Origin of the sequence: Psychrobacter sp. AOP31-B2-9 (assembly GCF_052378005.1) — a bacterium.
In the GTDB taxonomy this organism is placed as follows: domain Bacteria; phylum Pseudomonadota; class Gammaproteobacteria; order Pseudomonadales; family Moraxellaceae; genus Psychrobacter.
In genome coordinates this window covers 22,594-48,363 of record NZ_JBQSXG010000006.1, presented here as the reverse complement: position 1 = coordinate 48,363, position 25,770 = coordinate 22,594, and the positions used below count along the sequence as shown (strand labels likewise).

Genomic DNA, 25,770 nt, shown 5'->3' with positions numbered 1-25,770 from the left:
AGCAAGTATATATTGAGAGTAATTATGGCATTTCAATTAGGTGATGATGACGTCCAAGGTATGAATGAGATGAACCTCATTCCGCTTATCGATGTCATGCTGGTTTTGATGATTATCTTTTTAGTGACTGCAACTGTACTTAATCCGACTGTACCGCTTAATTTGCCAGAGACAAGTGCACAAGTGAATGATCCACCACCAGAAGCTATTCAGATTAGTATTGATCAGGACGCGGGCATATTTTGGGACAGTGAGCCTCTCACAATAGAGCAGTTGGATGAGCGCCTGCAGCAGCAAGGTGCAGAAGGTAAGAACCCTTCTATTCAGCTACGTGCAGACAAAGAAAGCAAATACGACACCGTTGCACAAGTATTGGCATCGGCTAGTGAAGCAGGACTGACCAAGATAGCTTTTGTGAATGAGTAAAGCGTGTATATAGAAGGGATGACGTGTGTTAGATAGCCAACCATCATCAAGGTAGCTAGTATAATAATAAAATAAAAATAATAAAATCTTCTCCAGCCTCACTGAGTACTTAAACCTCAAATTAAGTACTCATTGGGGTTTTCTTTTTACCAATGATGTCTCAGTGGATGGTATCTGTGACCAAAAGGGCTATGTCCGAAAGGATAAGGTGATCGTAGATAATCCAAGTTCTGCTGGCGGATATAGTAGTAACGCCCTTGTGAATAAGCCTCTTCTAACTTTTCAATACCCTCGATCGGACAGACAGGTTGCCAGTCATAGCCTTCGCGGCCAAGCTTATAGGCAGTGAGTTCGGTACAGTAGTTTTCGAGTCCTTGCTGACGTCCTTGTTCCCACAGCACACGATTGGGTGTTGCTGCGCCTATGCTTGCACAGCTATTCGCATAATGACCAAAATAAGCACCTGAGCGACCAACGCTACCATCTGCACGGCCGATTTCTTCCCAATTACTGGTTTGGCATTGCTGTGGTGTGAGGCTTTGCGTGGTAGCACAGCCGGATAATGCCAGTAATGTGATACCCAGCAGAGATAGGGTGATACCGGGTTGGCTTGTGATTTTCTGAGCCAGTTTATTTGAAAAGTAAGCAGTCGATGAGTTTCGCTTAATAAGATAATTCATAATAAACCTGCGCGTGTTTAAAATTATGGTTTATCATAGCATTTTTTGCGGCTGACAATTTTTTGTATTTGTTTATCATATTTATTTTTGGTTGGTATAAGTGTTTGATATCTATATATATATAGCGGTTTTGGTACAGTGTAGATGCTTCATTATACAGTGATTGTTATTTTATACTGCTTGATTTTTCTAGGTTTGTGCTCATTATAAGCAGCTATATATGATGTTATTCCAATAGCGGCATGTTTTTTAGTATCACTACTTTAGCCAAAAGGTTAGACGATCATGGGCATATTCATTGGTGTTGTCATTGTACTATTTGTATTAGGGAGTATGATGGCGCTCAAACCTAACGGTATTGATCAGCGTTTGGATAAGCTGCGTATGACTGCGCGTCGGCTACAACTTAACCCAAAATTAGTGGCCTGTCCTGACTGGATCAAGGGCAAAGATAATGAATATGGCCGCGGCATGATGGGTCAGTACTGCTTGGTGCTAGAAGATATGCAGTTGCCGCATACACGCTATCAAGTGATTGATGGACAATGGCGCCCGGATAGCAGTTTTGTTGATACGATTAAAAAAGATACTAAGCTTACTATTCCCAGTGCCATTCGTGCTCATCATAGTAATACGGATAGTGTGGTCAAAAAAACCAATTTCAGTTTGGATAAAACGCCACTAGATTTGCCAGTGAGTATTCAACCCTTTGTAAAAGGTTTATGGACTAAGGCAAACAGCATTATTATTTATTGGGAAGACATTGCTTATGTACGTCCGTTAAGTAATCCTGCGTACCATCATACGTTGATTGAAAGAGATCTATTAGCGCTCAAAGAGAATTTGGAAAAGTGGGCGTCAGAAATGCAGAAAAATAAGACAAGGTAGTAAATTATTTTTTGGTCACCATTAATAATCAATAAGCAAGTGCTTTTGATAAACTCATAGTCATTTTTAGTTGACAGTTTAATGGCTAGCAGTGTAACGTCTTTATAACTATATCTTTATTTTATGGTTATTATTTGTTTTATAACTATTTTTATGAGCATTTATTATTGAGGGTATACCTCAGTGTCATGGTTAAAAACTTAGTAAGCGCTAATACAATAATTCGCTGAGCGACTATAACCAATTATTATAAATTGCCATGCGGCTAAATTTATTTATACCTTTTAATTTATTTATACCTTTTAATTTACTTATATTTTTTAATTTACTTATATTATGGTGTCGTCAAATATGGCAAAAACCACAACCAAAAAAAGCCCCACATCTACTGCTGACAAATCAAAGGGCAAGTCTTTGGTGATTGTAGAATCACCAGCCAAAGCAAAAACGATTAATAAATACCTTGGTGATGACTTTGTTGTACGCTCAAGTATCGGTCACGTGCGTGATTTGCCAGTTGGTGCTAGTAAGAGCGCAAAAAAACCAGCAACGACCAAAAAAGATGAGACTTTAACGAAAGAAGAAAAAACTCAGCAAGCATTGGTCAGACGCATGGGCGTCGACCCAGAACATGACTGGGCGGCAGTCTATGAAGTGCTACCAAATAAAACCAAGGTAATCAAAGAGCTCAAAGCCTTAGCCAAAGACGCTGACAAAATCTATCTCGCAACGGATATGGATAGAGAAGGGGAAGCGATTGCTTGGCATCTAAAAGAAGTGATTGGTGGTGCTAATAGTAAATATGAGCGTGTGGTATTCAATGAGATTACCAAATCTGCCATTCAAAATGCCTTTAAACAGCCTTCTAAGCTCGATATAGATCGGGTGAATGCTCAGCAAGCACGACGATTTTTGGATCGAGTGGTCGGTTTTATGGTGTCGCCTCTGCTGTGGCAAAAAGTTGCACGTGGTCTATCAGCAGGTCGCGTACAGTCGGTTGCTATGCGCTTGGTCGTAGAAAGAGAGCATGAGATTCGTGCCTTTATACCAGAAGAGTATTGGCAGATTCATGCAGACACGCATGTTGCGACTAGTAAAAAAGATGCTGAAAAGATCGGTATACGTCTAGAAGCGACCAAACAAGGTGGCAAAACGCTTAAGCTCGTCAATAAAGAGCAGACTGATAAAGTATTAGCAGTGTTAAACGCCAATGATTTTATCGTCAAAGAGCGCGAAGAGAAGCCCACACAGTCGCGTCCAAGTGCGCCATTTATTACCTCGACATTGCAACAAGCAGCCAGTACTCGATTGGGGTTTTCGGTTAAGAAAACCATGATATTGGCACAGCGGTTATATGAAGCAGGTCACATCACGTATATGCGTACCGATTCGACGTTTTTGTCGGGTGATGCGCTGGCTGCCGCTCGAGGTTATATCGAAGACAACTATGGTACAAAGTACGTGCCAGAAAAGCCAAATTTCTATGGTAATAAACAAGGCGCACAAGAAGCGCATGAGGCCGTTCGACCTTCTAACGTCAATATGAAGTCAATTCAGCTCAAAGGGGTTGAGCGTGACGCAATACGCCTGTATGAGCTGATTTGGCGTCAGTTTGTGGCCTGTCAGATGCTGCCAGCAAAATATCTGTCAGTAAATTTATTTGTAAGTGCTGATGATGTTGAGCTAAAAGCCCGTGGTCGTACCATGGTGTTTGATGGTTATACCAAAGTATTGCCACCAGCCAAGACCGACGATACGCTATTACCTGATGTTAAAAAAGGCGATAAATTAACGCTTGATAAGTTGGACCCGAGTCAGCACTTTACCAAGCCACCACCACGCTTCACCGAGGCGAGTTTGGTTAAAGAGCTTGAGAAAAAAGGCATCGGCCGTCCATCGACGTACGCGTCTATCATCTCAACCATTCAAGATCGTGGTTATGTAAAGCTTGAAAACAAACGTTTGTTTGCCGAAAAAATGGGTGATATCGTTACTGATAGGCTAACGGCAAGCTTTCCAGATTTGATGGATTACACGTTTACCGCTGCGTTAGAAGACAAGCTCGATCATGTTGCAGAAGGTGATAAAGACTGGAAAGATGTGCTTGATAACTTCTATGGTGAGTTCAAAACCACGCTTGAGCGTGCCAAAGAAAAAGACGGCATGCGTCCCAATGATCCAACGGATGTACCTGACGTTCATTGCGATCTGTGCGGTCGTCCGATGCAATTGCGTACCGGTTCAACAGGTGTGTTCTTAGGTTGTACAGGTTATAACTTACCACCAAAAGAGCGCTGCAAAGGCACCAAAAACTTAATGCCAGTTGAGGCTTTTGCCAACCTTGATGATGCAGAAGGTGATGACGAAGCAGCAGAAGTTAAAGATTTGATGGAGAAAAAACGCTGTCCGAAATGTGGTACAGCGATGAATGGCTATATCGTCGATGGTGGTCTCAAATTACATATCTGTGGTAACAATCCTGATTGTGATGGTTATGTCTTAGAAGAGGGTAAATTCGAGGTACCGGGTTCAGATGCACCAACCATCGACTGCAATAAATGTGATGGGCAAATGGAGCTCAAGACGGGACGTTTCGGTCCTTATTTTGCCTGTCAAAAATGTGACAATACACGTAAAGTATTAAAAACAGGAGAAGCCGCACCGCCGCGTATGGATCCTATTCATTTGCCAGAGCTAAAGTCAACCAAGCATGATGATTATTTCATCTTGCGTGAAGGGGCTGCTGGGATGTTCTTGGCAGCGTCTAAGTTCCCGAAAGTACGTGAAACACGGGCACCGAAACTGGCTGAGCTAAGAGATATCAAGGATAAGATGGAAGACAAGTTCCAGTATCTGTTTGAAGGACCAGACGAAGATCCTGACGGCAATGCAACGATATTGCGCTGGTCACGTAAGAAAAAAGAGCAATATATCGGCTCTGAGAAAAACGGTAAAGCCACGCGTTGGGGTGTTTACTGGCGCAAAGGCGAGTGGGTAGAAGAGTAAAATCTCTTTTATCTTTGTCATAAATAGTGTTAAGCCATAAAAAACCTCTTAGATTATCTAAGAGGTTTTTTTATGCTATCAATCATACTTAGTTTTAATCGCATTTAGCTTCAATAACATTCGGCCCAAGTAACATTTAGCTTTAAATGTCATTAGTGTGCTATTACATCGTTTCGATGATACCGCAAGCGACGCGGTCACCAGCATCACCTGATGGCTGACTGGTATAATCATCTGTACCACCATGTACGATAAACGCTAAACGGTTTACGCTGTACTTACCCGCTTCTGTTGCAGAGATTTTCTTATTGACATAGTTAATAGTCGCGACACCGTTATCATTGGCAGTTAAGTTAGGCAAGTCACCTGCGTGACCATTCATATCGTTTGGGCTAGAGTGAGGCTTATTGTCTGGATTAAAGTGACCACCAGCCGCTTTACCCATGTCAGCACAGCTACCTGTCTCATGGATGTGTAGCGCCACTGTTTGCCCTGGTTGTAGGTTCATCAGCTTGCCATAAACTTGCACACCTTCATCGACTGGGCGCAAGAATACTTGTCCGACTTCTTTTTTATCACTACCAACGGTATAAATCGTTGATTTTAGGGTAGGTTGGTTTAACGGATTACCTGTTTGCATCTGACCTTCTACGGTTTGACAGCCAGTCATTGCTAGTACTGAACCACATAGTAGGGTACTTGCTAGTAATGTCTTACTCATTATTATCTCCATTTATATTTGATTGTTATGGTAAATTTATTTTTAGGTGTTAGGGGCTGTTTAACATCAGATTTAGTATAGCTAAGCGTTGAAATAGTTATTCACTAGAAGCGCAACAATCAGTTAATAAATGTAAGTAACGTATATCGTTCAGCCTTTAGTATTGACTAATTATGCCGCATGCAATACGAGTGTTAGTCTTTTCTAAAGACAAATCCTTATCGTCAACTGGAATGGGATAAACAACAAAAGCTTGCTGATACACACTGTTTGATCGATATTTTTTATGAGAGATATCCGTTGTTATATAGTCAACTTTGGCGATGCCTTGCCTATTAACCTTGATCACTGACGGAGAGCTGAAAGAGAGTCTTGAATGTGATAGTGGTGCAGATGTAGAGTTTAGATAGCCGCCAGCTACTTTACCACGGTTGATACAAGCACCAGACATATAGATATTAATGTTCAATAATGAGTCGGATGGTAAGTTGGTCAATGTGCCATATACTTGAATGCCACTATCGACGCGGCGCAAATAAATTTGCCCAGCATCTTGATTTTTATACGTGGTTTTAAGGTTAGCCGTCATAAATGGTTTGCTTGATTTGATATAACTGAGAGGGCTTTCACAACCAGCCATAATCAATACAAAAGCGCAAAGAGGTACAGATATCATTTTTCTCATTATCCATCCGGTAATATTGTTTTAACGGTTTTTTGATGTAGCTGTAATTATCTTATATCATTTAGAACTATTGTTTATATTTTTTAATAAGTTAAGGGGTATCATAAATTATATCAATGTGCTAATTGATGACACGCCCTAGGGGGTTACGGATTGAATATTCAATAGACCTTAAAGGATTTGAAATAGAAATAATCGCTTAAATAAAAAAGCCGCCCATCATACGATGAGCGGCTTTTTAGAGCTTGTCAGATTAAGCTAATAATATAACTATTTATTAACTGTGCAATGCTTTACCTTTGGTTTTATCCACTGTTACTTTGGCAGGCTTAAGTGGTTTTGGCATACTAACCAACGCAACTTTTAATATCTCTTCAATCGTGGCGACTGGCTGAATAGTTAGGCCTTCTTTCACGTTATCAGGGATATCAGCCAAGTCACGCTCGTTGGTTGCAGGAATCAATACATGCTTGATACCGCCGCGATGTGCCGCAAGCAACTTCTCTTTTAGACCACCGATACGTAGGATCTTACCACGTAAGGTAATTTCACCTGTCATCGCGATATCTGGGCGAATGGCAATACCAGTCAATGCAGATACTAGCGCTGTCGTCAGTGCGCCACCAGCAGAGGGGCCGTCTTTTGGCGTGGCTCCTTCTGGCATGTGTACGTGGACGTCAGTGGTTTTAAACGTTTCGTAATCGATGCCTAAGCTATCACCACGTGCACGAACCACGCTCATGGCCGCACGAATTGACTCTTTCATCACATCGCCAAGTGAGCCTGTGAAGCTCAGTTCGCCTTTGCCTTTCATGGCGACTGCTTCGATGGTCAATAATTCACCACCAACCTGTGTCCACGCAAGACCAGTGATACGGCCAATCTCCGGCTCTTCTTCTGCCAGACCATAATCGTACTGATGGACTCCTAGATAGTCATTGATGTTTTTATCATCGACCACTACCAGTTCACGATTTGCCTTTTTCGGTGTGCGCGCACCATGTGTTTCGACGGAACCGCGAACCACTTTACGGCAGATCTTGTTGACTTCGCGTTCAAGATTACGAACGCCAGCCTCACGTGTGTAGCTACGCACGATGCTGTGTAATGCTGCTTCTACAATCTCAATCTCGCCGTCTTTGAGACCGTTATTTTTAATCGCTTTTGGGACGAGATACTTCTGCGCGATATTAACTTTTTCTTCTTCGGTATAACCAGGCAGACGAATGACTTCCATACGGTCAAGCAGTGCCGCTGGTATATCCATGCTATTGGCAGTACAGATAAACATCACTTGCGATAAGTCTAAGTCCATATCTAAATAATGGTCGTTAAACGTATCGTTCTGTGAAGGATCCAATACTTCAAGCAATGCTGATGCTGGATCGCCGCGGAAGTCTTGCGCCATCTTATCGATCTCATCCAATAAGAACAGCGGGTTTTTGACTTCCACTTTGGCCAATGATTGGACGATTTTACCCGGCATCGCACCAATATAAGTACGGCGATGACCACGTATCTCAGCTTCGTCACGCACACCGCCCAGCGCCATACGCACGAACTTACGACCAGTCGCTCGGGCAATTGACTCACCCAATGAGGTTTTACCCACACCTGGAGGGCCGACGAGACATAGAATAGGGCCGCGCAGTTTTTTCACCCGTGATTGAACGGCTAAGTACTCTAAGATGCGATCTTTCACATCTTGCAGACCGTAATGGTCTTCGTCTAATACAGTTTTGGCTTTATCTAAATTGATAGAGACTTTGGTCGTCGCATTCCATGGCGTGTCCAAAATCCATTCAATATAGTTGCGAACCACTGATGATTCACTTGATGCAGGTGGCATCATTTTGAGTTTCTTAAACTCTTGCTCTGCTTTTTTGCGCACATCGTCTGGTAGGTCAGCCTTTTCTAAACGTTGTTCCAGCTCTGCCACATCGTCATCACCATCGAACACGCCGTCATTCATATCTGACAGCTCATTCTTAATGGCTTTCATTTTTTCATTTAGGAAGTATTCGCGCTGATTATCTTCCATTTGCTGACGGACCGCTTCTTGGATGTCTTGTTCGATATTTTGTTCAGCGCTTTGTTTGACCAAATATTCAGTCAAGGTATTGATGTGTGTTTTGATGTCGTCTTGTTCTAGGAATGACTGCTTGATGTCAAGATCCATCGACACACGGGTTGAGATAAAGTAGATCAATTCAAGTAAGTCATCGATACGTTTTGCCACACGCGTTAGCTCACGCGCATTACGTAGGCGTGCATCGGCATAACTTTCAAATAGCGTGGTTAGTGCTTGAATAGTGTTCTTTTGCTGACTTTCATCCATACTCATATCGAGATCAGTACGCTCAAAACGAGCCATCAATAAATCATCATGGTTTTCGATGTTATCAACGCGCGCACGATACTGACCTTCGATCAATACTTTAATGCAGTTCTCATCGCTGTCATGCGGCATGGTGCTGACGATGCGGCAAACAGTACCATATTGATATAAGTTGTCGTGATCAATATCTTCAGTTAGCGAGTCTTTTTGCGCGACTACCAGCACTTTATTGCCGTACTCTGCCTGTGCTAGCTCTACCGCTTTCACCGATGGCGCACGTCCTACAAACAATGCAATCTGCATGTGTGGATAAACGACGACGTCGCGTAATGCTAGCAGTGGCAAGTAGCTTTCGTCTTCATTGTCTTTGACAACGTTAGACGTGGTGTCTAACTCATCAGTAGATGAGCTCTCTGACTCATTGCTTGCGTCAGTATCAGTATTAAGGGCAGATGATACATCGATGTCGATGTTGTCTTTATCAATATTATGTTCACTCATATATTTTTCCTCGTTCCCCAGACTTGTAAAGTCAAGTTCGTGGTTCATTGTTAGATAAATGGTGCTCACAGATAAAATTGCAAGGCTTTTTGAGCAAGTCAGATGCTTATCTTGATTAAATAGCCATATCTGTATAGATATTGCGATGGATACGGCTGTTTATTTCGTGAAAATTTTTATAAAAAGCCGTTGAAAAGTAAGGCGTATTAGGTGTTTATATACAGATTTGTCTTATATCTAGCAGGTTCTACACATAGGTTTTATAGGTAAAATAAGGTAAACTATCGCGCGTCTTAAACAGTGGTCATTCAGAATAAAGCCTCTTCAAGACGAAGGCGATATCCATACATCATGAAATATTAATCGGTTTAAATTAGACCAAAGAAAACAGAATACGAGGCACACATGACAATCAATGCAGTATTACTGGCGGTAGTGATCATGCTAGGCCTGTCACTTGCAAGGGTACACGTGGTGCTCAGTTTATTAATCGGTGCACTGGCTGGTGGATTAATAGCCGGTCTCGGTATCACTGAGACTTTAGAGGCTTTTCAAGAAGGTATTCGTAATGGCGCACAAATCGCGCTGTCATACGCGTTACTGGGTGCGTTTGCAGTCGCGATTGCGCATTCAGGCTTGCCACAGTCGTTGGCAGGATCGGTCATCAAGCGTATTGATGCGGGCGGCACCAGTGGCATGATTAAGTACATGCTGTTTGCAGGCTTAATCACCATGAGCTGCTTTAGCCAAAACTTAATTCCTATTCATATCGCCTTTATTCCTCTACTAGTACCGCCATTGCTACTAGCGTTTAATCGTATGAAAATTGATAGACGTCTCATTGCTTGTTTGATTACGTTTGGGCTGGTTACTACTTATATGTTTATTCCGTATGGGTTTGGTGATATTTACCTGAATGAAATCATGCTGAAAAACGTCGGTGAGGCGGGCATTGACGTGAGTAATATCTCGGTCACTCATGCCATGGCGATACCAGCGTTGGGTATGTTTGTTGGCTTATTGACGGCTGTGTTTATTAGCTACCGTAAGCCGCGTGAGTATCAACAAGTTGCGATAGACAAAGAGGCACATGATGCCGCTATAGAAAATGATGCATTGAGCAAAACCGCCGCTAGTGCGCAAACCCAAAGTACAGCAAAAACAATGGTGGCATTGGCTGCTATTGTGACCGCTTTTGTCGTACAGCTATACACAGAATCGTTATTGCTAGGTTCGATGTTTGGTTTTGCTGTGTTTATGGCAACAGGCGTGGTCAAGTGGCGTGATGCTGATACTGTGTTTAATGACGGTATCAAGCTAATGGCGATGATTGGCTTTATCATGATTACTGCGCAGGGCTTCGCTGAGGTAATGAAAGCCACTGATCAGATTCAGCCATTGGTTGATGGTGCGGCGTCACTGTTCGCTGGTAATAAAGCGATGGCTGCATTTATCATGCTATTGGTTGGCTTGATTGTGACCATGGGTATTGGCTCGTCATTTTCGACCATTCCTATTTTGGCCGCGATTTATGTACCACTATGTATCTCTTTAGGATTTTCGCCATTGGCAACTGTGGCGATTATCGGTACGGCTGGCGCGCTAGGTGATGCGGGTTCTCCTGCGTCAGACTCGACTCTTGGGCCGACGTCTGGTTTGAATATCGATGGACAGCATGACCATATCAAAGACAGTGTGGTGCCGACCTTTATTCACTACAATATTCCGTTATTGATATTTGGTTGGATAGCCGCGATGGTGTTGTAGACGTACAGAGTATGGTTTGTAAATAACAGCAGATAAAACAAAACAAGACTTAGAAGTAAGTCTTGTTTTGTTTGAATAAGAGATACCGAAGGTAAGCGTTACTACGAAAGCATAGGCGCTTCTTTATGGACTAAACCATTCTTCATCTCTGTTATGGTTTTAAGTAAAAGGTAGAAGAAAAATAGCTGAAAAACGGGATCATATATATGATCTAACGCTAAATTACCACGCATATAGTCTAGGGCTGATAAAATGAATAAAGCCATGAGTATCCCTGAGAAAATATAAGATACAAGAAGGATAAGGATACGTGAGAATGGTCTGTCGTTGCGCTGTTTTGTCCGTTGGGTTTCTATATAGCTCATGAGTGCGAAAGTATAGAATCCCGCTAGAGTGAAGCCAAAGCTCCTAAGTTCGGCAAGCTCAAAACCATTATAGTCATAGACATAATCAGCAAGCGTTAGCAGAAATAGTATTGCCCAAAGGTAAAAAATAACCTTGAGTGAAGCTGGTGATATAAATCCTTTTTTCGTTTTGCTCTTCATGACGGACGATACCTATTCGGTAATGATAACTATTTTCAATAATTATAGTTCATAGGTCATTTATAAACAATAGTTTGATAAAAAATAAGTATTTATCCGTTAAAGCATTCTGTTATTGATATTTGGTTGGATTGTGATGATATTTTAGGGTGAATGGTGTTTTTAATTAGTATAAAACTTTTTATCCTCATAACTATGGTTGACGGAATACACAACGTAAAAAAAATAAGCAAGCCTGGCAAAAGCAAATAACCAAAAACAGTAGAAATGATAAAAAGCTCCACGCAATCATCCAGCCAAGTGGCGCTGGTGCATGTATAACCATCATACCGAAGAAAAGTAAAAAGAACGTAGTAACAATCAGCATGGTAAAAAACTTCCACTGGCTACGCATATATACATCGATAGTCACTAGAAAGCTTAAATGAAAAAGCATTGCAACCACCAATGTGACAACGAGCCCCATAGCATATGCATGCGGCTCAGGCGCATCAAGCATCTCTAGCGCATAAGGGTGTGGCCCAAAACCTGAAGTAATAATAAGACCGACAAAAAAAGCCCATACACTAGCGAAAACTATTCGTAGCGGTTTTGAGCGAAAGTAGCTAACGACTGTCTTTATAGGTGTGTTTTTTGCGCTCATGTGTCATACCTGATAATTATACTCTTGTTATTTTATTATAAATGCTACTCATCAAAATCTCTCAACTCACTATTCAAACTACTCAAAAACTCATCACTTTGCGCCAGCAGTTTATTTAGACGTTCTTCATTGATTAGCCGTGTCATCTCCTCAGAGCTAAACGGCTGCTCTTGACTGTAGTAACGTCGCTCTCTAGCGTCCTCGTTGCCTAACGTTTGCAGATACTCATCCACACTATCTGCACTGGAATCAGCAGCGCTAGAGTCTTCTTTTTTAAATTGTTTATCATCTTTCATTAAAACCACCTTATGCCGCTTGGCGTGATTAAGCCATCTAATGGCACATCCCACGGTTGACGCGCTAACTGCTCAACCACTTGAAAATCATAACACCAGCCTATTTTTAATGGTTTTTTCGCCCCTGACCGATAGACTTTACTTAATGTCGTATCATAAAAGCCGCCACCCATACCCATACGGTTGCCGTGTGTATCGACTGCCACCAGCGGACAGATAATGACATCCAATTCTCGCGCCCAAAGTAGCCGGCGATGATGGTTTTGCTTCATACCTAACCGATGGATACGTGTTGGTACGTTAAGTAGCTTTGAATGATAGATAGGGACAAAACGCAGCCGTTTATCCTCAAAGCCATTGTTAGCATGACCAAGTGAACCGACCACGGGTAGATAAGAAAAATAGCCTAAGCGTTGACACCACTCTAAAATTGGCTGAGTGGGTAATTCGCCAAACCCATCATAATATAGGCCAATACGTGCGTTTTTTGGCAATCGCTGTTGTAACTTAGTTAGATACAGGCTTGCCGCTTGTCCCATATTCCTGCGTGTACTGTCAGTTAACTGCCGACGCTGGCGAGTAAAGTATCGTCTGGGTGGGTTGCTAATTTCTGATTCCTCTGACATTGAGCTTTTTGGTTCAGGATGCATAGTTATATTATCCAATGAGATATTGATGCTGACTGCTGATGTTAGATATTGGCAATGATTATTTGTGAATATTCAACTGGTCTTAGTCATGCTATTATAATGCCACTTTATATCGTATATTCTTTTAAGTGTAGCAGGTGTTACACTTTTTACGGCTCAGCCATACAACAACAAACCAGAAAAGAGGGTAGTTATGTCGACACAGAATCAGGCAACTCGTACCGAAAAAGATACTATGGGAAATGTGGAAGTCCCAGCTGATGCATATTGGGGTGCGCAAACACAGCGTAGCCGTCAAAACTTCAAAATCGGTGGTGAAACATTACCACGTCCAATGATCGAAGCGATGGCATTGGTCAAAAAAGCCGCTGCCATTACCAATGCAAGCCTAGAGCGTATCGAAGGCGACAAGCGTGATCTAATCGTACAAGCCGCTGACGAAATCATCAATGGTGGTCTAACTGATCAATTCCCATTGGTCGTATGGCAGACAGGTTCTGGCACACAGTCAAACATGAACATGAATGAAGTGCTTGCCAACCGTGCCAACGAAATCGCTGGTTCTGAGCGTGGCAGCTACACGCCAATTCACCCAAATGACCATGTAAACCATGCACAGTCTACCAACGACAGCTTCCCAACGGCGATTCGTGTGGCGGCTGCTCGTCAGATCAATAGCTTGCTGATTCCAGCGGTAACAGCACTACGTGATACGCTCGCTGCTAAAGCAAAAGAGTTCGATAGCATCGTAAAAATCGGTCGTACGCATTTACAAGATGCTACTCCATTAACGTTAGGCCAAGAGTTCAGCGGCTATGTGAGCCAACTTGACCATGCATTGACTCGTATCGATAACGCGCTACAAGGCCTGTATGAATTGCCATTAGGTGGTACTGCGGTCGGTACTGGTCTAAACGCTCATCCTGATTATGCAGTAAAAGCGGCTGAGCAACTATCAACCCTAACTGATTTGCCATTTGTCACCTCACCGAATAAGTTTGAAGCACTAGCCGCTCGTGATGCCGAAGTATTTGCGTCAGGCGCCCTAAAAACGCTAGCAGCGAGCTTAAATAAAATCGCTAATGACGTACGTTGGTTGGCATCTGGCCCTCGTTGTGGTCTGGGCGAATTGACGATTCCTGAAAATGAGCCAGGCTCTTCTATCATGCCAGGCAAAGTGAACCCAACTCAGTCAGAAGCAATGACCATGGTTGTCGCTCAGGTCATGGGTAACGACACGACTATCAGCATGGCTGGCGCATCAGGCAACTTTGAGCTAAACGTGTATAAGCCAGTGATCGCATTTAACTTATTGCAGTCTATTAAATTACTTGGCGATGCTTGCAACAGCTTTAACGATAACTGTGCCGTTGGTATCGAGCCAGTAAAAGACAAAATTGATGATTTCTTGCATAACTCGTTGATGCTAGTGACCTCATTGAACCGTCATGTTGGTTATGAAAATGCAGCGAAAATCGCTAAGACGGCTTATAAAGAAAACAAAACCTTGAAGCAAGTGGCGGTTGAGCTAGAGCTATTAACGGAAGCGCAGTTTGATGAGTGGGTTATTCCTGCTGATATGGTGAACCCTAAATAAGCAGTAGACCAAGCAGTAGATCAAGTAGTGACCTGCTACAGCGTTAGACTTGCTTAATGTACGATAAGTACCATTTGCATGCGTCTTTCTGGTAGTGTCATATTTGTCTCACTGAGAGTTTAGAAATAAAAAGACCTTGTCACTTCTTATATGAGTTATAAGAGAATGTGGCAAGGTCTTTTTTTGGTCTATACTTTTCAAGCTATTGCTATATTTTATCCAGGGGATGTAATCTCAAAGATTGCTTATGGACCAGTATAACTATTATCATATACCTGCAGAATTTTAGAAAAAAAGACAATAACCTAAATCGGAGTAAATAATGATTACCCATGTTCCTGATATGACCTTTAAAACTCGTGTTCGTGATGACTCTATTGGCGGAGACAACCCATTCACATGGTATGATCTAACCACAGATGAGTTATTTGCCAATAAAAAAGTGGTTGTGTTTTCTCTACCAGGCGCCTTTACGCCAACTTGTTCAACCAGCCATCTCCCTCGTTATGAAGAGCTTTATAATGAGTTTAAGGCATTAGGCGTAGATGAAATAGTTTGTATTTCTGTCAATGATGCGTTCGTCATGTACCAATGGGGTCTAAAGCAAAACCGTGAAAACGTTTTCTTACTTCCTGATGGTAATGGTGAGTTCACTCGTAAAATGGGCATGCTGGTTGATAAGAGTAATGTTGGCTTTGGTATGCGCTCATGGCGTTATTCGATGGTAGTCGACAATAAAGAAGTTAAAAAAGTGTTTAAGGAAGCTGACTTTGGCGACAACTGTCCAATAGACCCATTTGAAGTATCAGATGCGGACACTATGTTAGCGTATTTGAAAAGTAATGCTTAGATTCTATTGAGGATTTAGAAATAAAAAAGACCTTGTCACTTCTTATAAGAGAATGTGGCAAGGTCTTTTTTTTGTTTATATTTTATGGAATTTATATGAAGCAGTGATGCTAAATACACAGCTTTTACGCAAAGTGAGGAGTATTGGATAGGTATATTAGGAGCTATTAGATCAAACAACCATTGCTCCAGTAGAATAAGTAAGGATAACTCATGAGCCTTGATCATACTTGTTCCAACCCGCCAACACTGTCTAAAATAGCTCTGTACGTGTGGCTATTATCTCTATGTTTACCTGCGCTACATTACGATGGTGAAACTTATTTTGGCTATGAGACTTTAGTAATGGGTATTCTATTGGGTTGGATTGGTTTAGTATTCCAAGCTTATAGTAATCTCACTTTTTTGCTAGCTATATACCTGACGTTACGCCATAAAAACCCGATTAACCTTGCCGCTTTTACTTTAATGCTTGGGTTATCTACTTTTTTTCTCACAACTATAATAGCAACAGGCGATAAAGGCGTTCATGATTCAGAAATCGAACTGAAAATTTGGGGAGTTGGGTGTTGGATTGGCTCATACGTATTATTATTCATAAGTACGGTTTGGCGTTTCTATTTAGAGCGAAACTTAAATAAAGTATGATAAAAAAGCCAGCAGAGCGTTTGAATTTATAACAGCTCGACTTAAACCAAAAAAAGCCAAGCAAAATGCTCGGCTTTTTCTACCAAACATTCAATTTTAGCTAGAACTTATAAAGCAAACCAAGCGTCGTCGCTGCTTCAACACGCGAGTCTACCATTGGACTATCGTACTGCTCAGTCGGTAGATAGCTCACGCTTTGATTAAAAAACCCTGCCCATTTTTCATTGAAGTCATAGTTGGCACTGACGCTTACGTAAGGGTTCAAGCTTGCATCAGCTTGATAAGCGTCAACACCAGTTTCAGCTGACTCTTTATCACTGACACCATAATAGTATTCGTTATAATCATCATCATGGTATTCAAAACCAATGCTAGGATAGACGGTTAAATTGCCCTTAGTAACTCTGGCAAGATAGGTCAAGCGAGCTGTATTACCACCGCTGCGATCTAGCACATCGGCGCCTATCTGAGCACGGATGGCACCCAGTGAGGTATTACGCTGATAGCTCAAACCAGCTTCTGCTGACAATTTGCGTTCATCTAGCCCAGCCAAATCATCAGTAGCATCGTCAGGGTCAAACTCAGTACCCGCAAGCTTGACATAAGCAGACAGCTGGTTAGCTCTATTGTTAATGACGTAAGCACCTGCTTGTGCGCCGCGTATATAAAACAGATTATTGTCATAAAATACGCCTGGTAACACATTTATCTCGGTATCGTCTTCCAGGTCATAAGCTGACTTAACAGACATGGCGTTGACGCCGACGCTTAATACTGCATCTGGGTCAGTGGGTAAGTTGTCCTCAAACAGTGCAGCGTTAGACATGCTGGTCACACTGAATAATGCGGTAGCTGTGGACGTGATAAGCATGGTACGCGTAGAGATACTAGGTAGCGCTGCAAGTCTAAACATAATCGAATCTCGTAAATTAGGAATAATAAGGTAAAGCAACTGTGTAGCAATAAGTGGGTAAAACTCATCGGCTGTTTAGTCATGATAAATAACTATGCGCATTTACTCAATGGTTTTTAATATCTGTATGATCTGAGCATGAATATCTTGCCACCACCAGACAAAGCCAATACTGATCAATAACATCGCTAGCCATGGCAATAACTGCCAGATAAACGAGGGTTTAATAGGTGTTTTTGGTGTGGTGCTGTTGGCATGAGCCGTGTCGATATTTGACCTTGAATCCATACCAGCGCTACGTTGCGCATAAGTATCATCGTTATAGGAGTCGGTCATATCTGAACGATAACGAGCAAGGTCATTGCTATTAAAGTTAGAGCTATTTAAGTCAGAGCTATTTAAGTCACTATTATCTAAATCAGTAGCGTGAGGAGCTGAGTAACTATCGACGCTAGGTGGTTGATTGATATAGGTCGTTTGATGACGGTGTAGGTTTTGGTTCTGATAAATAGCGGCATTTTGTAGAGTGACTGTCATACGTTGACGGTAGGCAATCGCAAAAGGTAATGCAATGACGAGTCCGGTAATAGCACCGCCGATATGTCCTGCATTATCAATCCCCGGCACCGCAAAACCATACACAAGGTTGATGCCCATAATCATTATCAAGCTTTTTAGATTGAGTACCATGCCATTGACCGATATCTTAAACAGCGCCACTATTAATAATGCTGCACCGATGCCCATGATGCCACCAGATGCGCCCGCCGATAGTCCAGGCTGCCCCGTTCCCTCTAATAACGCCTGCCATGTTATATAGTTATTGAGTAAGCCGCCACCGACGGCTGCCAGTAAAAACAATACCAAAAACTTAGCTGAGCCAAATATCGGCTCGGCAACTTGACCGAAGAAGTACATCGCAAAGGCATTAAACAATAAATGCATTAGGCCAATGTGCAAAAATGCACTGCTTACCAGCCGCCATGGGTCTTCATTCATGGTGTAGGGTAAGGCATTGGCGCCCCAGTTTAATAGGTTTTCTGTCGATGGATTATTGGCATCGACGCCCGTCAGCACTTGTATAACAAATAGGCCAATAAAGCTGACCAATAACAAAGTAGTGACAGGTGCCGTTTTAAATAATTGTTGAATGGTCATAAATAGCTAGCTTTAAAGATAGGTAGTTTTGAGGTTTTCATAGGTACCTTTTACCAAGATATTGTCAGTGACGGTATTGATATCGGTATGACCACAGAACGCCATGCTAATATCACACTCTTTATAGATTAGCTCAAGCGCACGGCGGACACCGTCTTCGCCATAAGCGCCTAGACCATACAAAAACGCTCGGCCGATCATGGTGCCTTTTGCACCCAGCGAGATAGCCTTTAATACATCTTGACCAGAGCGAATACCGCTATCTAGCCAGACCTCGATATCGCTGTTTTCAGCATGGACCGCTTGCACAATATCAGAAAGCGCAGAGATAGAGGACAGTGCACCATCTAATTGGCGACCACCATGGTTTGAGACAACCAGCGCATCGGCACCGCTACGGGCGGCTAGTATGGCATCTTCTGGTTCCATAATGCCTTTTATGATGAGTTTTCCGCCCCATTCGTCCTTGATACGGGCGACATCATCCCAGCTCAAGCGCGGATCGAACTGTTCGGCAGTCCATGCTGACAATGATGAGAGATCCTCGACGTTTTTGGCATGTCCAACGATGTTGCCAAACGTATGACGTTTGGTGCCGAGCATATTCATGCACCATTCTGGCTTGGTCACTAGATTCAGCATATTAGCGAGTGTGGGTTTCGGCGGCGCAGACAAACCGTTTTTGATGTCTTTATGGCGTTGACCTAGTACTTGCAAATCAGCGGTGAGAATAAGCGCAGAACAGTTTGCTGCTTTCGCACGGCGAATCAGATTGGTCATAAAATCTTTATCACGCATGACGTATAGTTGAAACCAAAATGGCGCATTGGTGTTTTCAGCGACGTCCTCGATTGAGCAGATGCTCATGGTTGAGAGTGAGAAGGGCACACCGAACTTTTCAGCGGCCTGTGCGGCTTTGATTTCTCCATCCGCCCACATCATTCCTGTAAAACCAGTTGGTGCAATCGCCACTGGCATTTTGACAGATTCACCGAGCATCTGTGTTGCTAGACTGCGGTTGTCCATATCTACCAGCACTCGCTGACGCAGTTTGATACGATCAAAATCCGTTTCGTTATTGCGATACGTGGTCTCCGTCCATGAGCCTGAATCGACGTAATCGTAAAACATACGTGGTACTTTGCGCTCAGCGATGCGGCGCAGGTCTTCAATTTCTGTTATTTTTTTTAAATCTTTCATAGTTTTCTCACTATAGGGTTTTATGACCATTTAAATATTATCAAACGATGAGTTGCTGTAAGTCCAGTACTGAAAATGGGTAGTTTAGTTGTTTTGAGGGTGTCAAAATAATAGGAATGGTGGTGGCAAACTCTAACATTAATGTTTCATCAAAATCAGCGATATCGATATAGTGATAATCGATGGGCTGTACCGCTTGAAATTGAATTAGCTGCTGCTCTGCGATGTCACATAAATGACAGCCAGCGGTGCCAAGCAACCACCATTTATCTCTATTTTCAACTGTATCAAGGTTTGGATTGGTGCCTATGATACGTGCTCGTAAATTTTTTATATGACTATCATCGTACATATTTGTTCTCTTGTCTTAATAATTATCAAAAAAGTCCTGATTTTATAATTTTATTCCAAAGCATACAGACGGTTTAACCATTATGACATGATAAAGAAGTAGGGTAAATAATGACAGCGATTGTGAGATTAGGTAAGATGACCTGCTGCTTCTCGTTATTGATTTATCATTTCATCTTATTAGCTTTTTAATCACTTGGATATCGCGCATGGCAAGTTTTGGCAAATTTATCAAACGACTATTATTGGCATTAATGCTCATAGTCGTGGTGTTCCATGTGTTGGTCGCTGGACTACTATTGATCTGGAAAACGCAGCCGATTAATAACAGCATGTTTATGCTGACGCATCGCATAACCGAGGGTTCAGTCACTCAGACTTGGGTAGAGTATGATGACATTGCAAAATCTGCCAAACAAGCAGCGATAGTAAGCGAGGACTCGACATTTAGCCAGCATAATGGTTTTGATATGAAAGGCATTGAAGCAGCAATGAAAAGAAATGAAGAAACAGGTAAAACGTCTGCGGGTGGTTCAACGATTACTCAGCAATTGGCAAAAAACTTGTTTTTGACTTCGCATCGCTCGTATGCTCGCAAGGGAGAAGAAGCGGTTATTACCGTGATGATTGAAGCCCTATGGGATAAACAGCGTATTTTGACTGCTTATCTCAATGTGGCAGAGTTTGGTAATGGTATTTATGGTGTCGAAGCGGCTGCGCAGCATTATTTTAATAAACCTGCTGCTAACCTCAATCGTGATGAATCATCTTTGCTTATTTCTATGTTGACCAATCCAAAGTATTACCAAGACAACCAAGGTGATAGGCGATTGCGCAACAAACAAAGTATTATCAAAAAACGTATGAACAATGCCGTCTTACCGCAAGCAGAGTAATTCGCTGCTTTGTCCTAGGGCGTGTCCTCATTTTTAGCCCATTTAAAGTGCAATGTTCAGATTGAGGACAATGCCCTAATAGAAGTATAAAAAAAATGATGGTGTATCGATAACGCAACAGGAGTAATGACGTGGTAGATGTAAACGATAAAAAAAGCAGTGACGCGAAAGACAATGTTACTGTGAACAATGTTGCTGTAAACAATGCTGGTGTGAACGATAAAGCTCAAACTGCTGATAATAAACATTTAACCCAAGTAGCATGGCAGCGTTCAGAGGATGGCAGCTATTCACCCAGTAGCTATATCAACCGTGACTTATCTTTATTACAGTTTCATCTGCGTGTTTTAGCACAGGCAGCCAGTACTCGTCATCCGCTACTAGAACGTTTGTTTTTCTTGATTATCTTCTCATCCAATATCGATGAGTTTTTTGAAATTCGTGTCGCAGGCTTGATGCAAAAGCTCAACATCGGTGATGTTTCGACCAGTGTGCAAGGTATGCGTCCTAGTGAAGTGCTGAATGAAATAGCCATGGTCATGCACGATGCAATCGATGAGCAATATCGTATTCTTAACGAAGATATCTTGCCAGCACTTGCTAAGGAAGACATCCGTTATCTCAAACGCGATGAGCTCAATGCTGAGCAATCAGCATGGATGAAGCGTTATTTCACCGAGCAAGTATCACCAGTACTCACACCGATTAGTATTGACCCAGCACATCCGTTTCCGCGTTTGGTCAATAAGAGCTTAAACTTCATTGCCAGCTTAGAAGGTAAAGATGCTTTCGGCCGTGATATCAACCTTGCGATTGTGCCAGCACCGCGCAGTCTGCCACGTGTGATTCGTTTGCCAGATGAGTTGACTGGCGGCAAAGAGCATCACGTCATGTTATCTGCTATTATTCATGAGCATATCGGTGAGCTGTTCCCTGGTATGAATGTGACGGGCTGTCATCAGTTCAGATTGACCCGTAATGCTGATCTAGATGTGGCTGATGATGTCGAAGATATTGCCAAAGCGTTAGAAGGTGAGCTCGAAAACCGCCGCTTTGGTGATAAAGTTCGTCTAGAAGTCACTACCAACTGTCCAACAGACATCAGTGACTATTTGCTCAATGAGTTTGAGCTACATGACAATCAGTTGTATCGCGTTAATGGTCCTGTCAACCTTACAAGGTTGTTATTTGATTTCAATATTCCAGCGCTGCGTTATCAGCCGTTTAACCATGTAATTCCCAAAGAGTTTCGCCGTGAGATGGATAAGCTAGACAAAGCGACCAGTATGTTTGCTGCGATACGAAAAAAAGATGTGCTCGTGCATCATCCTTTTCACGCTTTTTCGCCAATTATTAACTTATTGTGGCAAGCGGCTAGTGATCCAAAAGTGCTAGCGATTAAGCAAACCCTATATCGCTCAGGCACCAATTCAGAAATAGTCAAAGCACTCGCAGCGGCCGCCCGTAATGGTAAAGAAGTAACCGCCGTTATTGAGCTGAGGGCACGTTTCGATGAAGCCTCTAATATTGCTGTGGCCAATTATTTACAAGAAGCGGGCGCGGTCGTTGTGTATGGTATTGTTGGTTATAAAACCCATGCCAAGCTCATGTTGATTATCCGTCGTGAAGAAAACCGAATCCGTCGTTATGTGCACTTAGGTACGGGCAACTATCACGCAGCTAATGCGAAAGTCTATACTGATTATGGTTTATTCACCGCCGATCCTGATATCTCAGAAGACGTGCACAAAATATTCCAAGAGCTGACAGGAATGGGTAAACCGGCCAATCTAAAAAAACTATTGCATGCACCGTTTACCTTGCATGATAAATTGATGAGCTTTATCGATGATGAAATTGCTCATGCAAAAAAAGGTAAGCGCGCCCATATTATCGTAAAGGTCAATGCTTTGACGGAACGAAAACTGATTGCCAAGCTATATGATGCCTCGCAAGCAGGGGTCAAAATTGAGCTGATTTTACGTTCTATTTGTTGCCTGCGTCCACAGGTAAAAGATTTGTCTGAGAATATTACGGTGCGTTCAGTGATAGGTCGGTTTTTAGAACATACGCGCATCTATTATTTTTATAATAATGGTGATGAGCGTTTATATTGTGGTAGTGCTGATTGGATGGATCGTAATTTATTTCACCGCGTTGAAGTAGCGTTTCCAATTGAAGACAAAAAATTGTTTAAGCAAGTCTACCAAGATGGCTTACTGAATTATCTCAAAGACAATACGCAAGCTTGGACGCTTGATGGCAATGGTGTTTGGACACACCTGCAGCCGGCAACTGGTGAAACACCACATATCGCCCAAGAGTACTTGTTAAAAAACATCAATGGTGTAGGAGATTCAGTGTAGCTACTCTCTGAATGACTGTTTAAACATTATTGAATGTTGTGAATGAATTGAAAAAGCCAAGCGCCAGTAAATACTAGCGCTTGGTTTTTTTTGGCAAATTATTTGTATAGTCAGAGACACACATAGACACAGACATCGTCACTCATACTGTTTGAGATTGGTATTTATAAAAAAATTCTAGAATAGGTAACAGGTAGACCACTGCAGATTGTACATTCAGCACGGCTAATGAAGGTAATACCGTAGTGGTTTTAGTCGTTCACTGACTATATAAGTTACAAACTGTCTTGTAACCTCACATTTATATACATATTGATACGGCAGCACACTGGTTAGGTACGTAATGTCCTCTTTATACTTAAGGTCAGTCATAATATTATCAGTCAGCTAACTGACAGAAAACTGATGTTTCACTAACTGATATTTAATTATAAGAAAAGGAAATCACCATGAGTCATATTGATAACGATCGCTCAGATATTAAGCAGGCCGCAGAGCAAGCAGATAGCCAAAAAATTGCAAAAAACCTTGAAGATGAGCAAAAGAGCGCCACGCCTAAAACATTGAGCGAAGATGAGCAGACTTCTTTTATTAAAGAAGAACTACGCACCGATAAATAGTCAGCGTTTCAGCGGTTTTGATCCAATGTCTAATTTATCAAATCAAGAGGTACACGATGACAAACGAAAAAAAACTAAGAGATGAAGCAAAGGTAGTGGTTGATAATCAAGCCACAACACAGCTCGACCATACGCAAGACAGCTATGAAGGTCGAAAGCATGAACCAGATATTGATGGTCCACAACAAGACTCACAAGAGACTGATGAAATATATGCCGACCCTCGCAAAGAAGAAGGCTTACCAGCAGGTGGCAAAAACGTGGCAGATTTGAATGTTCATAATCTAAATCAGCAAAACTAAGTACGTTTGGCAGTAATTAAAGTAACTTCTAAGAAAGTATGTAGATAAAAATAATAAGGACATAACCATGGAACACAAAGCGCCAGTATCAACCGACAATCAGATAGAAAAGAATACTACTGAGAATAAAGGGACGGATACATTCGAAGAAAGTGTGTTTCACTCAAAACACGTCAATGATAATGACAACCCTGCACGCCAGCCTGATCGTCGTGATCAAGAAGGTAATGCGTTTGATGATGGTATCAATGAGCATACGGTTGCAGGAGAACACTGTAAGAGTGAAGAGATAAACAATCTGAACCGTTATGCAAATGCTGACAATGCGCAATCACGGGTATTAAAATCTGATGAAAAAGACAGCTAATGCTTAGCTGATATAAAGTTGTTGTTTGAACTGGGAGCACGCCCTAGTAACTTATATTTAGATAAGACGATTATAATAGTGACGATAGTGAGGAGCCGTTATGAGCATATCAAATGATAAAGCAGTTAATCAGAGTCATGAATTGAAAGATGCAGATGACAGCCATGGCATTGTCGCTGATGATGCTTTACAGAGAGCGAATCCTGCTGCTGCAGAAAGAGCAACGGACGAACATGACCCACATCAAATTGCCAAAAACAATAAACAATATGACAGCCCGTTAATGATAGATGATGAATAATAACCTGCCATGCTAGCTGTGGTTTTCACCGAAAATATTATAATAAGAGGTACCAACAGCTAGATTCAATCAGAAAAGGTGCCATTAATGCTCAAGTTGGTTTGAGCGGTAACGGCATCTTTTTTCTTGGTCTAAATTTCTTGATCCAAAATATAGCTATCAATACCTAAGCAGGTGTGCCGCTGTGAAAGCGTAAGTCAGTATCAGGGCTAGATATCAATTCTGATTCTACTTCTTTAAAGAATGCGACTCTGTCATCAATATTCTCTTCAGCCAATGACTGTGCTAGTGCTAGATAGTCTTCAAAATGCCGACTTTCAGACTTCAATAAATAGCGGTAATACTTTGCCAAGCGCTCATCGTTAATAACTTCAGCCAATGCTGCAAAACGTTCGCAAGAGCGTGCCTCGATAAACGCTCCGATAATAAGCACATCAACCATTGCTGCTGGCTCGTAAGTACGTTTGTGCTTCAACATACCTTTAGCGTAGCGTCCAGCACTCAAGTATTCCCACTCCTGACCACGATCGTTCATGATGCCCAATACCTGCTCATAATGCAGCATTTCTTCACGTATCAACTGCGCTAGCTTGCGCTGTAAGTCATAAGAGAACTCATAGCGAAAGATGAGATTCATGGCAGTGCCAGCGGCTTTTTTTTCGCAGTTGGCATGATCTTGAATGATTAATGGCAAGTTTTCAATGGCAGCATATACCCAGTCCTGAGTCGTTCGAGCACCCAAAAAGTTATAAATAGGGGATAGATCTACCTTTAGAGGCATGCGTAGTTGTGTGACATCAACGCTGTCTTGCTCTGTAGCGTTTTCAGTAATGAGATTGTCGTTAATGTAATGGGATGTCATATTTTCTTGGTTCATAGTCTCTGTCATGGTCAAGTATTTTATACGTGTTGAGTGAATATAAAAATGAGGTAGATAACCAATAAGTAAAAATTGCTCAAGCAATGATTATTCACTGTTTATATATGTTTTATTACTTATGTTTTATTACCAAGCCATCTCTTCATTTTAAAAATGATGCATGAGCTGCCTTAGCT

26 protein-coding genes are annotated in these 25,770 nt (G+C 42.0%); 13 read left to right on the top strand and 13 right to left on the bottom strand.

All coding sequences use genetic code 11. The features are described from left to right. Positions 1–24 precede the first annotated feature (24 nt). The gene (locus tag ACT3SX_RS01670; RefSeq protein WP_192518215.1) at positions 25–426 is read left to right on the top strand and encodes an ExbD/TolR family protein; all 402 of its coding nucleotides are present in this window, start codon (positions 25–27) and stop codon (positions 424–426) included. Positions 427–572: 146 nt separating this feature from the next. On the opposite strand, the gene ACT3SX_RS01665 is transcribed toward ACT3SX_RS01670, so the two are convergent. Further along, on the bottom strand, positions 573–1,106 hold the full coding sequence (locus tag ACT3SX_RS01665) for a DUF2799 domain-containing protein (RefSeq protein ID WP_192518214.1): 534 nt from the start codon (positions 1,104–1,106) through the stop codon (positions 573–575). Positions 1,107–1,391: 285 nt separating this feature from the next. On the opposite strand from ACT3SX_RS01665, the gene ACT3SX_RS01660 reads away from it, so the two are divergent. Continuing rightward, positions 1,392–1,994 carry a hypothetical protein gene (locus ACT3SX_RS01660; protein ID WP_192518213.1) on the top strand — a complete coding sequence of 201 codons (603 nt, stop codon included), beginning with the start codon at positions 1,392–1,394 and terminating at the stop codon, positions 1,992–1,994. Between the two features lie 351 nt (positions 1,995–2,345). Then, the gene (gene topA, locus ACT3SX_RS01655) at positions 2,346–5,000 is read left to right on the top strand and encodes a type I DNA topoisomerase (protein WP_192518212.1); all 2,655 of its coding nucleotides are present in this window, start codon (positions 2,346–2,348) and stop codon (positions 4,998–5,000) included. Between the two features lie 163 nt (positions 5,001–5,163). Here the strand turns inward: topA and ACT3SX_RS01650 are convergent, their stop codons facing one another. The 3 genes from ACT3SX_RS01650 to lon form a co-directional block, all read right to left on the bottom strand. Then, entirely contained in the window at positions 5,164–5,721 is a 558-nt protein-coding gene (locus tag ACT3SX_RS01650; RefSeq protein WP_192518211.1) for a superoxide dismutase family protein, read from the bottom strand. 157 nt (positions 5,722–5,878) lie between these two features. Next, positions 5,879–6,406: a superoxide dismutase family protein gene (locus ACT3SX_RS01645; RefSeq protein WP_192518210.1), complete on the bottom strand. Its 528-nt coding sequence runs from the start codon at positions 6,404–6,406 to the stop codon at positions 5,879–5,881. A 277-nt stretch (positions 6,407–6,683) separates the two neighbouring features. Further along, positions 6,684–9,245, bottom strand: a complete 2,562-nt coding sequence (gene lon, locus ACT3SX_RS01640) for an endopeptidase La (RefSeq protein WP_225739060.1) — start codon at positions 9,243–9,245, stop codon at positions 6,684–6,686. Between the two features lie 405 nt (positions 9,246–9,650). Between lon and ACT3SX_RS01635 the strand changes: the two genes are divergently transcribed. Then, positions 9,651–11,012, top strand: coding sequence for a Na+/H+ antiporter family protein (locus ACT3SX_RS01635; RefSeq protein WP_192518209.1), 1,362 nt, complete (start codon positions 9,651–9,653; stop codon positions 11,010–11,012). A 101-nt stretch (positions 11,013–11,113) separates the two neighbouring features. Here the strand turns inward: ACT3SX_RS01635 and ACT3SX_RS01630 are convergent, their stop codons facing one another. The 4 genes from ACT3SX_RS01630 to ACT3SX_RS01615 form a co-directional block, all read right to left on the bottom strand. After that, positions 11,114–11,557: a hypothetical protein gene (locus tag ACT3SX_RS01630; RefSeq protein ID WP_192518208.1), complete on the bottom strand. Its 444-nt coding sequence runs from the start codon at positions 11,555–11,557 to the stop codon at positions 11,114–11,116. Between the two features lie 193 nt (positions 11,558–11,750). Further along, the gene (locus ACT3SX_RS01625; protein WP_192518207.1) at positions 11,751–12,200 is read right to left on the bottom strand and encodes a hypothetical protein; all 450 of its coding nucleotides are present in this window, start codon (positions 12,198–12,200) and stop codon (positions 11,751–11,753) included. 44 nt (positions 12,201–12,244) lie between these two features. Next, on the bottom strand, positions 12,245–12,496 hold the full coding sequence (locus ACT3SX_RS01620) for a hypothetical protein (protein ID WP_192518206.1): 252 nt from the start codon (positions 12,494–12,496) through the stop codon (positions 12,245–12,247). After that, on the bottom strand, positions 12,496–13,146 hold the full coding sequence (locus ACT3SX_RS01615; protein ID WP_225739059.1) for a 5-formyltetrahydrofolate cyclo-ligase: 651 nt from the start codon (positions 13,144–13,146) through the stop codon (positions 12,496–12,498). Before ACT3SX_RS01615 ends, ACT3SX_RS01620 begins: the two co-directional genes overlap by 1 nt. Positions 13,147–13,339: 193 nt before the next feature. Here ACT3SX_RS01615 and fumC point away from each other — a divergent pair, with 193 nt between their 5' ends. From fumC to ACT3SX_RS01600, 3 genes are all read left to right on the top strand, one after another. Further along, positions 13,340–14,743 (top strand): class II fumarate hydratase, encoded by a 1,404-nt coding sequence (gene fumC, locus ACT3SX_RS01610; RefSeq protein ID WP_192518205.1) that lies wholly within the window; start codon positions 13,340–13,342, stop codon positions 14,741–14,743. 322 nt (positions 14,744–15,065) lie between these two features. Beyond that, positions 15,066–15,593 (top strand): peroxiredoxin, encoded by a 528-nt coding sequence (locus tag ACT3SX_RS01605; protein ID WP_192518204.1) that lies wholly within the window; start codon positions 15,066–15,068, stop codon positions 15,591–15,593. Between the two features lie 212 nt (positions 15,594–15,805). After that, complete coding sequence (locus ACT3SX_RS01600) at positions 15,806–16,240, top strand: hypothetical protein (protein WP_192518203.1); 435 nt, start codon at positions 15,806–15,808, stop codon at positions 16,238–16,240. 100 nt (positions 16,241–16,340) lie between these two features. Here the strand turns inward: ACT3SX_RS01600 and ACT3SX_RS01595 are convergent, their stop codons facing one another. From ACT3SX_RS01595 to ACT3SX_RS01580, 4 genes are all read right to left on the bottom strand, one after another. Next, entirely contained in the window at positions 16,341–17,153 is an 813-nt protein-coding gene (locus ACT3SX_RS01595; RefSeq protein WP_192518202.1) for a MipA/OmpV family protein, read from the bottom strand. Between the two features lie 102 nt (positions 17,154–17,255). Further along, positions 17,256–18,311: a rhomboid family intramembrane serine protease gene (locus ACT3SX_RS01590; RefSeq protein ID WP_192518201.1), complete on the bottom strand. Its 1,056-nt coding sequence runs from the start codon at positions 18,309–18,311 to the stop codon at positions 17,256–17,258. Positions 18,312–18,323: 12 nt separating this feature from the next. After that, positions 18,324–19,511 (bottom strand): alpha-hydroxy acid oxidase, encoded by a 1,188-nt coding sequence (locus tag ACT3SX_RS01585; protein WP_192518200.1) that lies wholly within the window; start codon positions 19,509–19,511, stop codon positions 18,324–18,326. Between the two features lie 40 nt (positions 19,512–19,551). After that, on the bottom strand, positions 19,552–19,863 hold the full coding sequence (locus ACT3SX_RS01580; protein WP_192518199.1) for a glutaredoxin family protein: 312 nt from the start codon (positions 19,861–19,863) through the stop codon (positions 19,552–19,554). Positions 19,864–20,071: 208 nt separating this feature from the next. On the opposite strand from ACT3SX_RS01580, the gene mtgA reads away from it, so the two are divergent. The 6 genes from mtgA (at position 20,072) to ACT3SX_RS01550 (ending at position 24,714) form a co-directional block, all read left to right on the top strand. Then, positions 20,072–20,758, top strand: coding sequence for a monofunctional biosynthetic peptidoglycan transglycosylase (mtgA, locus tag ACT3SX_RS01575; RefSeq protein ID WP_192518198.1), 687 nt, complete (start codon positions 20,072–20,074; stop codon positions 20,756–20,758). Between the two features lie 212 nt (positions 20,759–20,970). After that, entirely contained in the window at positions 20,971–23,124 is a 2,154-nt protein-coding gene (ppk1, locus tag ACT3SX_RS01570) for a polyphosphate kinase 1 (protein WP_192518224.1), read from the top strand. Between the two features lie 449 nt (positions 23,125–23,573). Further along, positions 23,574–23,744: a hypothetical protein gene (locus tag ACT3SX_RS01565; protein WP_192518197.1), complete on the top strand. Its 171-nt coding sequence runs from the start codon at positions 23,574–23,576 to the stop codon at positions 23,742–23,744. A gap of 56 nt (positions 23,745–23,800) precedes the next feature. Beyond that, a complete protein-coding gene (locus tag ACT3SX_RS01560) occupies positions 23,801–24,046 on the top strand; it encodes a hypothetical protein (protein ID WP_192991720.1) in 246 nt (81 codons plus the stop codon). Between the two features lie 67 nt (positions 24,047–24,113). Continuing rightward, positions 24,114–24,413, top strand: a complete 300-nt coding sequence (locus ACT3SX_RS01555; RefSeq protein WP_192991719.1) for a hypothetical protein — start codon at positions 24,114–24,116, stop codon at positions 24,411–24,413. Positions 24,414–24,513: 100 nt separating this feature from the next. Beyond that, entirely contained in the window at positions 24,514–24,714 is a 201-nt protein-coding gene (locus ACT3SX_RS01550; RefSeq protein ID WP_192518194.1) for a hypothetical protein, read from the top strand. Positions 24,715–24,880: 166 nt separating this feature from the next. Here ACT3SX_RS01550 and ACT3SX_RS01545 read toward each other — a convergent pair whose 3' ends face one another. Next, the gene (locus tag ACT3SX_RS01545; RefSeq protein ID WP_226945044.1) at positions 24,881–25,495 is read right to left on the bottom strand and encodes a tRNA-(ms[2]io[6]A)-hydroxylase; all 615 of its coding nucleotides are present in this window, start codon (positions 25,493–25,495) and stop codon (positions 24,881–24,883) included. Positions 25,496–25,770 lie beyond the last annotated feature (275 nt).